This is a genomic window from Streptococcus sp. OMI870 (assembly GCF_047460295.1).
Taxonomy (GTDB): Bacteria; Bacillota; Bacilli; order Lactobacillales; family Streptococcaceae; genus Streptococcus.
Genome location: NZ_JASHGM010000001.1, coordinates 55,782 through 68,611 on the forward strand (window position 1 = coordinate 55,782; position 12,830 = coordinate 68,611).

The 12,830-nt window shown below is 42.2% G+C and carries 9 protein-coding genes; 6 read left to right on the top strand and 3 right to left on the bottom strand.

The features are described 5' to 3' along the window. The first annotated feature begins 3 nt into the window (after positions 1-3). Positions 4-501 carry a DUF5590 domain-containing protein gene (locus QM968_RS00295; protein WP_009731150.1) on the top strand — a complete coding sequence of 166 codons (498 nt, stop codon included), beginning with the start codon at positions 4-6 and terminating at the stop codon, positions 499-501. Positions 502-517: 16 nt separating this feature from the next. After that, positions 518-1,696, top strand: a complete 1,179-nt coding sequence (locus QM968_RS00300) for a pyridoxal phosphate-dependent aminotransferase (RefSeq protein WP_414325694.1) — start codon at positions 518-520, stop codon at positions 1,694-1,696. Between the two features lie 59 nt (positions 1,697-1,755). On the opposite strand, the gene QM968_RS00305 is transcribed toward QM968_RS00300, so the two are convergent. Continuing rightward, positions 1,756-2,778: a cell surface protein gene (locus tag QM968_RS00305; protein ID WP_414381286.1), complete on the bottom strand. Its 1,023-nt coding sequence runs from the start codon at positions 2,776-2,778 to the stop codon at positions 1,756-1,758. A 317-nt stretch (positions 2,779-3,095) separates the two neighbouring features. Here QM968_RS00305 and asnS point away from each other — a divergent pair, with 317 nt between their 5' ends. The 4 genes from asnS (at position 3,096) to QM968_RS00325 (ending at position 9,391) form a co-directional block, all read left to right on the top strand. After that, entirely contained in the window at positions 3,096-4,439 is a 1,344-nt protein-coding gene (asnS, locus tag QM968_RS00310; protein ID WP_037616614.1) for an asparagine--tRNA ligase, read from the top strand. A gap of 118 nt (positions 4,440-4,557) precedes the next feature. Next, a complete protein-coding gene (locus QM968_RS00315; RefSeq protein WP_414381288.1) occupies positions 4,558-5,757 on the top strand; it encodes an MFS transporter in 1,200 nt (399 codons plus the stop codon). A gap of 167 nt (positions 5,758-5,924) precedes the next feature. Continuing rightward, positions 5,925-7,652 (top strand): ABC transporter ATP-binding protein, encoded by a 1,728-nt coding sequence (locus QM968_RS00320; RefSeq protein ID WP_414381290.1) that lies wholly within the window; start codon positions 5,925-5,927, stop codon positions 7,650-7,652. Further along, positions 7,649-9,391 (top strand): ABC transporter ATP-binding protein, encoded by a 1,743-nt coding sequence (locus tag QM968_RS00325; protein WP_414381292.1) that lies wholly within the window; start codon positions 7,649-7,651, stop codon positions 9,389-9,391. Before QM968_RS00320 ends, QM968_RS00325 begins: the two co-directional genes overlap by 4 nt. A 382-nt stretch (positions 9,392-9,773) precedes the next feature. On the opposite strand, the gene QM968_RS00330 is transcribed toward QM968_RS00325, so the two are convergent. Both QM968_RS00330 and QM968_RS00335 read right to left on the bottom strand, forming a co-directional pair. After that, on the bottom strand, positions 9,774-10,514 hold the full coding sequence (locus QM968_RS00330) for an amino acid ABC transporter ATP-binding protein (RefSeq protein WP_009731143.1): 741 nt from the start codon (positions 10,512-10,514) through the stop codon (positions 9,774-9,776). Continuing rightward, positions 10,514-12,697 carry an amino acid ABC transporter substrate-binding protein/permease gene (locus QM968_RS00335; RefSeq protein WP_414381295.1) on the bottom strand — a complete coding sequence of 728 codons (2,184 nt, stop codon included), beginning with the start codon at positions 12,695-12,697 and terminating at the stop codon, positions 10,514-10,516. The genes QM968_RS00330 and QM968_RS00335 overlap by 1 nt, the downstream gene beginning before the upstream one ends. Between the last annotated feature and the right edge of the window lie 133 nt (positions 12,698-12,830).

Genomic DNA, 12,830 nt, shown 5'->3' on the forward strand with positions numbered 1-12,830 from the left:
TAAGTGGCTTTGGTGTATAATGGGGGAGTGAAACAGAAAAAAAATCTTTTTATCGTATGGCAACACGTTATAGGAATTTGTATCGTAATAGTGACGGTTCTCTTTTCTTGGCTATTTCTTGCTGAAAAAACTTCTGATCGCATGCACAATCAAATTGCGCAAGCAAGAAAAGTAGCTTTGTCTCACTCTTCCTTAGCCACAATTGATAGGGAGAGTTTCTTTCATGGTAAAGAAGCTTATGTTTCCTTTATCGGGAAGGACCAAGAGGGGCAAAAGCTGGCGGTCTTGGTCGCGCAGGCAAATGATCAGGTCTATACTTATCCTTTAGTAGAAGGGACTAGCCAGAAGGAGGCTATCGCGCTTGTGAAAGAGGAGAGTCAGGACGCGATTGATCGAGTAACTTTTGGTCGCTTTAAGGGAAAACCGATCTGGGAAGTTAAGTCTGGCAGTTCTTATTATGTGGTGGATTTTAAGACTGGGAAAGTAACTAGTGTTTTTTAAGATTTGAGGAGGAAATATGAAATTATCAAATCGTGTATTGGAAATGGAAGAAAGTGTGACCTTGGCAGCAAATGCGCGTGCTAAAGCTTTGGCAGCTGAAGGTCGTGATATCTTGAGTTTGACGCTTGGTCAACCTGACTTTGCGACTCCAAAAAACATTCAAGAAGCAGCAGTTGCATCTATCGAGGATGGTCGAGCTAGCTTTTATACGGTAGCGTCTGGACTTCCAGAATTGAAGGATGCAATTAGTGACTATATGAAAGAGTTTTATGGCTATGCTGTCAGCCGCAATGAAGTAGTAGTCGGTACAGGTGCCAAGTTTATCCTTTATGCTTTCTTTACTTCTGTTATCAATCCAGGTGATGAAGTCATCATTCCAACACCTTGCTGGGTCTCTTATGTGGATCAAGTCAAGATGGTTGAAGGAACACCCGTTACTTTCCAAACAACAGAAGAAAATCACTTTAAGGCAACAGTTGAGCAACTGGAAGCAGCACGGACAGACAAGACCAAGGTTGTCTTGCTAAATTCGCCATCCAATCCAACAGGAATGATCTACAGCAAAGAAGAACTCGAAGCGATTGGAAACTGGGCTGTTGAGCATGACATCTTGATTTTGGCAGATGATATCTATGGTCGTTTGGTCTATAATGGCAATACTTTCACGCCAATTTCTAGCTTGTCAGAAGCGATTCGCAAGCAAACCATCGTGATTAACGGCGTTTCCAAAACTTATGCTATGACCGGATGGCGTGTTGGGTTTGCAGTTGGAGAGCCGGAGATTATCGGGGCTATGGCCAAGGTGATCAGCCAAACAACTTCGAATTTGACGACGGTTTCCCAGTATGCTGCCATCGAAGCACTCACAGGAGATCAATCTTCTATTGAGACCATGCGTCAAGCTTTTGAGGAACGCTTGAATACCATTTATCCTCTCTTGAATGAAGTGCCTGGTTTTGAAGCTATCAAACCTCAAGGGGCCTTCTATCTCTTCCCAAATGTGAAGAAGGCCATGGAGATGAAGGGTTACACGGATGTGACAGAATTTACCACAGCGATTTTAGAAGAAGCGGAGGTGGCTCTGGTAACTGGTGCAGGCTTTGGTGCCCCAGAAAATATACGCTTGTCTTATGCGACAGATTTGGATACGCTAAAAGAAGCGGTTCGCCGTATCAAGGCCTTTATGGAGAAATAAAAGAAAAGACCTTTGTCTCAACTGACAAAGGTCTTTTTGATAGGCTAGGAAATTCCTGCTTATAAATAATCGACAGCAAGGATAGTATGTCCTTTTTTAACAGGAATACGTGTCTTTGCGCCATTGTTCCCTTTTGGAAGGCGGAATTTTTTCACTTCTGGACTGGCTGGTTTACTTTGAACTTTTTTACCAACTGGAACCCGTGTTTTTACTCCATTATTCCCTTTTGGAAGACGGAGTTTTTGACTAGGTTTTTCTGGTAGCTGAGGAGTTACAGGTTTTTCAACAACTGGTGTGGTGACTTCTTTATAGAAATAGGTTACTGTAACCAGGTTTGAAACACGAAGTTTATGGGAAGTTAATTCCCCTTTGTCAGCAGATTGGTAAGTATAAGTTTTTCCATTGGCTTGGATCTGAGCAGGTGCTTTAGGAAGACCAGCTTCATAAGCCAAATCAAGGCTCCGCTCGATGCTATTTTCTTGGGAAGGAGCAATTTCTTGTCCCTTATCGTCTAAAAAACGAGCACGTTTTACAACTTCAGGATTCAAATCGATATCATCATAGAGATGGATGACTTCAATGACGGGCGCGGTAGCAGTGCCTTTTTCAGGAGCGCTCTTGTAATGGAAGCCATCTTTAATATCAAGCTCAGAATAACGTACTCGATACCATGTTTTTCCATTTTCGTCTGTAACGGTTGCTGGTCCATTTCCAGATACGTCATATTCGGTAAAAGCACGTGCCTCAACTGTCTTGTAGACGACATCTGTTGAAGATGCAACTGGAGAATAGTCTGGTTTAAGAGTCCGACGACGATGGATAACACGAATTTCAGAGATTCGTGGATCTAAGGGAGCTTCTGTTGGAGTTTCTTCACTGGTACTGAGGCTTAAAGGTGCTTCTGGAGTGACTGGTGTAACAGTTTCTTCTGAAGCAAGCGGAGCTAGGGAAGGGGTTGCCTGTAGTTCAGTCATTGGTGCTTCGGCAGATGCAGTTTGCTCCTCTGCATAAGTGGTAGTAGCAAGACTGAGGGCTAAAACAGCAGCGCACAGTCCTGTTGTTAGTTGAATGTTCTTTTTCATATTTTCCTCCTTATTATGTAGTGATATTATAGCTTGAAAAAGTTTTCTCTGTCAAAAAAAAGCAAGTTTCATGACCTGAAATGCAAGGATTTCAGTTTGAAAAATCAAATAAGTGTGGATTTTTTAAAAAGTGGTTCAAGATTTTGAGAAAACAAGGGCTATTCAACAGATTGGGACGTGTGATCAATTAGAGAGTCATGTCATCCGTTAAAATTTTGATATTTCGACGGTAGAGGATAGCTATTAGCTTCTATTTGTGGTAAAATGAGAAATGATAATGTCTTCGGACAAGTACAATGAGAAAAGGAAGATGTATTATGACAAAACGGATTACCATCATCGAAGTAAAAGACTACGTCGGTCAAGAAGTGACTATCGGTGCTTGGGTTGCGAATAAATCAGGAAAAGGGAAAATTGCTTTCTTGCAATTGCGTGACGGAACGGCCTTCTTCCAAGGTGTAGCTTTCAAACCAAACTTTATCGAAAAATTCGGTGAAGAAGTAGGTCTTGAAAAATTTGATACCATCAAACGCTTGAGCCAAGAAACGTCTGTTTTTGTAACAGGTATTGTCAAAGAAGATGAGCGCTCAAAATTTGGTTATGAGTTGGATATTACAGACATTGAAGTCATCGGTGAATCTCAAGATTATCCAATCACTCCAAAAGAACACGGTACAGATTTCTTGATGGACAACCGTCATTTGTGGTTGCGTTCACGCAAACAAGTAGCAGTGATGCAAATTCGTAACGCAATCATTTATGCAACTTATGAGTTCTTTGATAAGAATGGCTTCATGAAATTTGATAGCCCAATCCTTTCAGGAAATGCTGCAGAAGACTCTACAGAACTTTTTGAAACAGACTACTTTGGAACACCAGCTTACTTGAGCCAATCAGGACAGCTTTATCTTGAAGCAGGTGCTATGGCCCTTGGTCGCGTCTTTGACTTTGGACCAGTATTCCGTGCGGAGAAATCAAAAACTCGTCGTCACTTGACTGAGTTCTGGATGATGGACGCTGAGTACTCATACTTGACACATGATGAGTCACTTGACTTGCAAGAGGCTTATGTTAAAGCGTTGCTTCAAGGTGTTCTAGATCGTGCTCCTCAAGCCTTGGAAACCTTGGAACGTGATACAGAGCTCTTGAAACGCTACATTGCTGAGCCATTTAAACGTATTACTTACGATGAAGCGATTGACCTCTTGCAAGAGCATGAAAACGACGAAGATGCTGACTACGAACATTTGGAACATGGAGATGATTTCGGTTCACCACACGAAACGTGGATTTCAAACCACTTTGGTGTACCAACCTTTGTGATCAACTATCCAGCTGACATCAAGGCTTTCTACATGAAACCAGTTCCTGGGAACCCAGATCGCGTGCTTTGTGCAGACTTGCTCGCGCCAGAAGGGTACGGAGAAATCATCGGTGGTTCTATGCGTGAGGAAGACTATGATGCACTTGTAGCGAAGATGGAATCACTTGGTATGGATCGCACAGAGTACGAATTCTACCTTGACCTTCGTAAATATGGTACAGTACCACACGGTGGATTTGGTATCGGTATCGAGCGTATGGTCACCTTCGCAGCTGGAACGAAACACATCCGTGAAGCTATTCCATTCCCACGTATGTTGCACCGTATCAAACCTTAATAACTATAAAAACGCCATCTGGCGTTTTTACTATAAATGAAAGAGGTGGAGAAAATGTAGGCAACTCTAAGTAAGTCTTTTAGAAACAGTCATACTACATATTGAAAGAGAGAAAACAATGTTTAAAAGAACTTACAAAGGCAATATTCCACTCCTAGCAGGACTGGAATTTACATCTTATTTTGGCATTACCAGTTTTTGGATTTTATTCTTTATTCAAAATGGTCTTTCCTTGCTTCAAATCGGTTTACTAGAAAGTATCTTTCATGGGACCAGTCTCTTGTGTGAAATCCCATCTGGTATGTTGGCAGATCGATTTAGCTACAAGGCCAATCTCTATTTGGCTCGCCTGGCCAGTATTGGATCCTCTATCTTGATCTTACTTGGTCAGGGGAATTTTTGGATTTATGCGCTTGCTATGATGGTCAATGCTTGGTCCTACAATTTTGACTCAGGGACCAGTACCGCTTTCTTATACGATTCTGCGGTAGAAGCAGGGCAAAAGGACCGATATCTTCAGATTTCTAGCTTTTTGTCTGGGGTGGCCGAAGTCACCCGAACTTTAGGTACCGTTGTGGCAGGCTTCTTTGTTCATGGAGCATTGGCTTGGACTTACCTGATTGCTATTGGACTCTCCTTGCTTTCCATTCTCTTGATTTTTCTGATGAAAGAGCCAGAGAGCAAGAGTAGTGAAAGAAATCATTTGACCTTAAAACGGATATTGGTAGTAGTGAAACAAGAATGGCAGGAAAAACCTGTCTTGTTTTACTGGATGCTCACCTATCAGCTGCTAGGAACCATCATGTGTATGTTTTATTTTTACTACCAACAGAAAATCAGTGACTTAGCCAGTTGGCAAGTTTCGCTCATTATGTTGATTGGCAGTGGATTCAATCTCCTAGCGGTTTATCTGGCCAGTCAAATCGGGAAAAAATGGAATAGTAATCAAGTCTTTCCAATTCTGGTTGCGTTGACAGGTTTGGCCTTGCTTTTGGTAGCTTTCAAGACTCCATTTGCCTATCTGAGTGTCTATCTTTTGACCAATGCACTATACGCAGTTTATCAACCCATTTACTACAATGAGCTACAAGCTTATTTACCTTCTAGTGTACGAGCAACCATGCTGAGTATCAATTCCATGATGTTTAGTCTTTCCATGATTGTGATCTTCCCACTTACTGGTTGGTTGATCGATACTTGTGGATTTGTAGTTGTTTTTCTTGTGCTAGGCCTGATAACACTCCTTTCTTTCCCACTCTTACTGATTGGATTGAGGAAAATGGGCAAGATCTTAAATAAGGGGACAAAGATGGAATAACATTCCTGGCCTTCATTCGTCTAAACAAGTGCAAATGAAACAAGAGCATGCTGAATAAGCTGGTCAAGAAAAACCGAACGAACTCTCTCTGCTTTGCAGGGAGAGTTTTTTTATCTTTAAAAATTGTGATAAAATAGGTACATCTCTTACAATTAGAATCGAGTAGTATGAAATCTTTATTGAAGTATTTTAAGGGCTATCTAAAAGAGACTATATTAGGTCCTGTGTTCAAACTATTAGAAGCCATTTTTGAATTATGTGTCCCCTTAATCATGGTCCACTTGGTCGATCAGGTCATTCCGAAAAAGGAAACGAGCGGAGTTGTGATGATGGTCGGTGCTTTATTTTTATTTGCTAGCCTTGGTGTCGTCGTTGCTATTACGGCTCAGTATTTTTCATCTAAAGCAGCTGTCGGATTTACCCGTGAGATGACCAAGGATTTGTATGATAAGATCTTGTCCCTTCCAAAGGACAAGCGCGATAAAATCGGTACTTCTAGTTTGGTAACCCGTCTGACTTCTGATACTTATCAAATCCAGGTTGGGATCAATCTCTTCTTGCGCCTCTTTTTGAGGGCGCCGATCATTGTCTTTGGCTCTATCATCATGGCCTTCACCATCAGTCCTAAACTAACTCTTTGGTTTTTGGGGATGGTGGCGATTTTAACCCTGATTATTGTTATCATGTCTCGGATTGTCAATCCGCTCTTTGCTAAGATTCGGAAAATCACAGACCGAATGGTCACAGTAACTCGTCAGCAATTTCAAGGGATGCGAGTGATTCGGGCCTTTGGACAACAGGCTAGTGAATTAGAAGATTTTAGAGAGGTCAATCAGGACTACAAAGTCTGGCAAATTCGCGCTGGTATCTGGTCTAGTTTGGTGAGTCCCTTGACCTTCCTTGTGGTCAATACGACCTTAGTCTGTGTTATTTGGCAGGGACAGTTGACTATCTCTGCTGGTCTTCTGACTCAAGGAATGTTGGTCGCTTTGGTCAATTATTTATTGCAAATTTTAACAGAATTGATCAAGCTGGCTATGCTGGTCACGTCTTTAAATGTCAGCTATATTTCAGCCAAGCGGGTACAAGAGATCTTTGATTTGAAAGAAGAAGACCTCCTAGAAGCTTTGACAGAGGAAACCGCAAGAGAACAAGAAGCGATCAGTGCAGAGGAAGTTTCTTTCACCTATCCAACGGCTTCAAGCCCAGCCCTAGAGGGAATTTCCTTTGATCTTGACCAAGGACAGATGCTGGGAATTATCGGTGGTACAGGATCTGGGAAGTCCACCCTTGTTCAGTTATTGAGTCATTTGTATGCTGTTAGTCAGGGAAAATTAGCCCTCTATCATCAAGGTCACTCTCCTAGAACTCTCAAGGAATGGCGGGAGTGGATAGCTGTAGTCCCACAGAAGGCAGAGCTCTTTAGAGGGACCATTCGCTCGAATCTCTTACTAGGAATGGAAGAAAATGTGTCGGAGGATGATTTGTGGTGGGCACTAGAAACGGCTCAGGCGGCTGATTTTGTCCGTGAAAAAGAAGGACAGCTGGATGAGCCGGTTGAAGCCTTTGGTCGAAATTTTTCAGGTGGCCAACGCCAGCGGTTGACCATTGCGCGTGCTCTTTTGAAAAAGGCCCCTTTCTTGGTTTTGGATGATTCGACTTCTGCCTTGGATTATTTGACGGAGGCTCGTCTCTTAAAATCGATTAAAGAAGAATTGCGTAATACAAGTTTGATCCTAGTATCTCAACGAACCAATAGTCTCAAGTCGGCTGATCAGATTTTGGTCTTGAATAAGGGACATCAAGTTGGACTGGGAAATCATGATTTCCTCTTGTCCACGAATGAGATTTATCAAGAGATTCACAAATCACAACACGGGAGGGAGGAAGCATGAGTCAAAAACGTTCCAGTTATTTAAAACGTCTCTTTAGAGATTTTGCTGACCATCCCGGGCTCCTGATTCTAGCCAGTATTGGAACTATCGTTCAAGTTGGCTTAACGGTTTGGTTACCGATCCTGATCGGACATGCGGTTGACTTGGTCATGAATCCTCAAGGGATGAAAGTCTTATGGCCTGTTTTGATCCAGATGCTTCTAGTCATTGTGGCCAATACCTTGATCCAATGGATCAATCCTCTTCTCTACAATCAATTGGTCTATCGGTTTAGCCAAACCCTAAGAGAAAAAGTAATGGAAAAAGTGCATCGCTTGCCCTTGTCTTATCTGGACAAGCAAGGAAGTGGGGATTTCGTCAGTCGTTTAACAACCGATGTAGAGCAACTTAATAGCGGTCTTCTCATGGTCTTTAACCAGTTCTTTGTGGGCCTCTTAACCATTCTTGTCACCATCGTGACCATGGCAGGATTAGATTTCTTTATGATGGTAGCAGTTCTGGTATTGACCCCATTGTCTCTCTTGACTGCTCGTTTCATTGCCAAGCGCTCCTATACGCTTTTCCAAGCACAAACCAAGGCGCGTGGCCTGCAAACTCAGTTGATCGAAGAGTCTTTGACCCAGGAAAGTTTAATCCAGTCCTTTAACGCTCAGGATCAATTCCGTAAGGCTTTTAAAGGAACGAATGAAAGCTATGCCAAGTATTCCCAATCTGCTGTCTTTTATTCTTCAACGGTCAATCCTGCAACTCGCTTTGTGAATGCCTTGATTTATGCGGTAGTGGCTGGATTTGGAGCCGTACGGATTATTTCGGGATCTCACTTTACTGTCGGTCAATTAGTGACCTTCCTCAATTATGTCAACCAATACACCAAACCCTTTAATGATATTTCTTCTGTCTTGTCAGAACTCCAAAGTGCTCTTGCCTGCGCAGAGCGCCTGTACAGCGTATTGGATCAAGTTGAGATCGAAGAGACGGGACATCGTGTTAAAGAAACTCAGGATGTCAAAGGAGCGATAGGTTTTGAGCACGTCGCATTTGGCTATGATTTAGGGAGGACCTTGATCAAAGATTTAACCATTCAGGTTCCAGCCGCTAGTAAGGTAGCGATTGTAGGGCCTACAGGAGCAGGGAAGTCGACCTTGATCAATCTACTCATGCGTTTCTACCCTGTGAACTCTGGGATGATTACGATTGATGGGGTGCCGATTACGGACTACACCCGTGCTTCCTACCGCCAACAGTTTGGTATGGTTCTACAAGAAACCTGGCTCAAGGTCGGGACGATTCATGAAAATATCGCTTTTTCTCGTCCAGATGCGACCAGAGAAGAAGTGATAGAAGCAGCCAAAGCGGCCAATGCGGATTTCTTTATCAGGCAGTTGCCACAAGGGTATGATACTTATCTTTCAGATGCTGGAGAGTCTTTGTCTCAAGGACAACGTCAGCTCTTAACGATTGCGCGTGTTTTCCTTTCCGTTCCTAAGATTTTGATCTTGGATGAAGCGACATCGTCCATTGATACTCGGACTGAGGCCTTGATTCAAGATGCCTTTCATCAACTCATGAAGGGACGGACCAGCTTTATCATCGCCCACCGCTTATCGACCATTCAAAATGCCGATATGATCCTTGTCATGGTGGATGGCGATATTGTCGAGCATGGCACTCATGAAGAGCTAATGCAAGCACAAGGTGTTTACTACAAGATGCAAACAGCTCAGCAACAGATTCGTTAACATGAAAAGCATTTTCAGATTTGAAAATGCTTAGATTGAAGATAAAGACATATTCAAAACTTTCCTTAGGTGAGTACGGAAGTCAGCGAACTTCTACGAAGTTCCATGACTTAGTTTTGAACCTAAAGTTTCAAAACTCCCGAGTGCTAGAAACTGATTTGTTTCTAGCACTTTTCTCACAGCGGAAAGTTTCAATATTTTCTTGATTCATTTTAAAAATTGAAAATCATTGTTGTTCCTTTTAGAAACGTTTTACTTATTTTATTTTAAAATAGTTAGTCCACATTCTAAGCATTTTCAGGTTTGAAAATGCTTTTTTAGTCTAAAAAAAGCATCTAGCAATTTTGCTAGATGCTTCAGGAACCACTCGTTTTTATCTCAATTAAACGTTTAAAACCTTATCCAAGAATTCTTTCAAACGTGGGTGTTGGGGGTTATCGAAAATTTGGTCTGGTTTGCCGTCTTCGAGGAATTCACCATCTGCGGTGAAGATGACGCGGTTGGCCACTTGGCGGGCAAATCCCATCTCGTGGGTGACGATAATCATGGTCATCCCTTGCTTGGCCAAGTCCTTCATAACGTTCAATACATCTCCAACCATCTCAGGGTCAAGGGCAGAAGTCGGTTCGTCAAAGAGCATAATATCTGGATTCATGGCGAGTCCACGGGCAATGGCCACACGTTGTTTTTGACCACCGGAAAGGCTGTTTGGATTGGCATCGGCTTTATCTGCGAGACCAACTTTTTCTAATAATTCCATCCCGACTTTTTGAGCTTCTTCGCGAGTCATCAGTTTGTGCTCTACTGGCGCAAACATAATGTTTTCTAGGACGCTCATGTGAGGGAAGAGGTTGAAGTGTTGGAAAACCATCCCAATATTTTCACGGACCAAATCAACATTGGTTTTTGGATCGGTTAGATCATATCCATTTACGGTAATTTGACCTTTTGTAACTTCTTCGAGGAGATTGAGACTCCGAAGGAAAGTAGATTTACCAGAACCGGACGGTCCGATAATACAGACCACATCCCCTTCGTAGAATTTCGTTGAGATTCCTTTTAAGACCTCATTTTCACCATAGTATTTGTGGAGGTCATGGACATCAATTTTTAATTTAGCCATTAGTTAACCTTCTTTTCTAATTTTTTTGCAAATCGTGTTAGCAAGGTGATAATCACGAGGTAGAAGACGGCAAGGATAGCATACATCTTGAAACTTTGGTAGTTTCGAGCAATGATGATCTTACCAGTTTGGAAGAGTTCTACCAATCCGATTGCAGACACAATAGTCGTATCTTTCAGGGCAATGACGAATTGGTTAACAAAGTTTGGAAGCATGAGTTTGGTTGCTTGTGGCAAGATGATCTTGCGCATGGTCTTGCCATAAGAGATCCCAAGGCTTCGGCTGGCTTCCATCTGTCCAATCGGTACAGCTTGGATCCCCCCACGAACAATTTCTGCGATATAGGCAGCAGCATTGAGAGAGAGGGCGATGGTACCTGCGACAAAGTCGTTGATTGGGGATTGATGACCTGTGACCGATTCAATCAAGTTTGGAATTCCCCAGAAGATGAAGGCAGCGAGGATCATGAGTGGGATCCCACGAATAACATCGACAAAGATTTCTGCTGTCCAGCGGAGCCACTTATAAGGGCTAACACTAAACATCCCAAAGATAACACCGATCACCATAGCAATCGCGAAAGAGAGAAGTGCAAGGGCAAGGGTTACACCCAAACCACTTAACAATTGTTTGTAGTTGTTTTGAAGTAAGCCCCAGATCGTTGTTTCATCTGCTGTTGTACTTGAAGTACTTGATTTGCTATCTGACTTAAGATATTTATCGAGAATCTTTTGGTATTGGCCATTTTTCTTTAAGTTTGCAAGACCGTTATTGAACATCTCGATCAATTCAGGATTTTCACCTTTTTTAACGGCAAATGCTAGTTGACCACTTGGAGTTCCTTCGATAGGTGTTTTGAATTTACGTCCTTGTTTAATAGCGTATTTGATGACGGGTTCGTCATCCATAATCGCAGCGACAGAACCTGAGTTCAAGCTGTCGTACATAGAAGCCCCGTCAGAGAAAGTTTTGATCTTGTAGCCATATTTATTTTTATTCTTTTCAAGGAAGGTCTGCGATGCAGTTCCGTTTTTAACACCGACCGTCTTACCTTTTAAGTCATCGTAAGAATCAATCTTACTATCTTCTTGGACTGCAAGAATAGAGTTAGCAGTATAATATGGTTCAGAAAAATCAAATGTTTCTTTCCGAGCATCGGTCACGGTCATCCCTGCGATCATTCCTTGCGCATGACCAGATTGGACATCACTTACCGCAGCGTCAAATCCAGGGTTATCAATTTCAATGGTAAATCCTTGGTCTTTGGCAATGGCCTTGATCAAGTCCATATCGATCCCTGTATACTTATTTTTCCCATTCTGGAAAACGAATGGTGCAAAAGATGAGTCACTTGAAATTACATATTTTGACTTTTTAGGCGTTGCTTTTTGTCCAGCAGGAGTAGTTGTTGTTGGAACAGCACTGTTAGCAGTTGATTGGCTTTCACCGGTCCATTTCTTGATGATCTCATCAAGTGTTCCATCAGCTTTCATTTGAGCGAGGGCCTTGTTAAATTCAGTGATCAACTTTTCATGATTTCCACCTTTTTTAACACCAAAGGCAAAGCCACCGACTGCTTCCCCGTCCATATTTATCGCTAGGTCCTGACCCTTTTGGATGGCATATTGAATGACGGGTTGATCATCCATGACTGCATCCACTGCACCAGTTGATAAACTGTTGTACATGAGATCACCCGTATCAAAAGTCTTGATCTTGTAGCCGTATTTGTCCTTGTTTTTGTCGAGGAAGCGTTGGGCTGCAGTACCGTTTTTGACACCGACTGTCTTCCCTTTTAATTGGCTGTACTTCGTGATTTTGTCGGCTTTTGTAGTTGCAATGACAACCTTTGTATCGTAGTAAGTATCAGACATGGTGAAGACTTTTTCACGTTCAGTTGTTTTGGTCATTCCGGCCATAATGGCATCCGCTTGACCAGCTTGGACAGCATTAACTGCAGCATCAAATCCAGGGAAGGATTTATCTAAATCCCAGCCATTGATTTCAGCGACCTTGTCCAAGATTTCTACGTCAATTCCTTTATAGATTTGATCTGAATCCTTAAATTCAAACGGAGCATAAGCTGTGTCGAAAACGACCTTGATCGTCTCAGCATGAGCATGACCAGCGAATGCTACCAGTGGAAATAAGAAAAGCAAATAGGCTAGTAATTTTTTCTTCATTTCTGTCTCCTTTTTCTTCATTTCTCTTTGGGTGTTTGACCCATGAGTGCATTGACCAAAGGATGGCCTGAAAAAACAAAACATTCATACCAAATAGAGTATGAATGATCTTATGTTTTTCTATAAAAGCTAT

Excerpts from the sequence above, each read along its gene's own strand:
- QM968_RS00300 (WP_414325694.1), top strand. The coding sequence starts at position 518 with ATGAAATTATCAAATCGTGTATTGGAAATGGAAGAAAGTGTGACCTTG.
- QM968_RS00305 (WP_414381286.1), bottom strand. The coding sequence starts at position 2,778 with ATGAAAAAGAACATTCAACTAACAACAGGACTGTGCGCTGCTGTTTTA.
- asnS (WP_037616614.1), top strand. The coding sequence starts at position 3,096 with ATGACAAAACGGATTACCATCATCGAAGTAAAAGACTACGTCGGTCAA.
- QM968_RS00315 (WP_414381288.1), top strand. The coding sequence starts at position 4,558 with ATGTTTAAAAGAACTTACAAAGGCAATATTCCACTCCTAGCAGGACTG.
- QM968_RS00320 (WP_414381290.1), top strand. The coding sequence starts at position 5,925 with ATGAAATCTTTATTGAAGTATTTTAAGGGCTATCTAAAAGAGACTATA.
- QM968_RS00325 (WP_414381292.1), top strand. The coding sequence starts at position 7,649 with ATGAGTCAAAAACGTTCCAGTTATTTAAAACGTCTCTTTAGAGATTTT.
- QM968_RS00330 (WP_009731143.1), bottom strand. The coding sequence starts at position 10,514 with ATGGCTAAATTAAAAATTGATGTCCATGACCTCCACAAATACTATGGT.
- QM968_RS00335 (WP_414381295.1), bottom strand. The coding sequence starts at position 12,697 with ATGAAGAAAAAATTACTAGCCTATTTGCTTTTCTTATTTCCACTGGTA.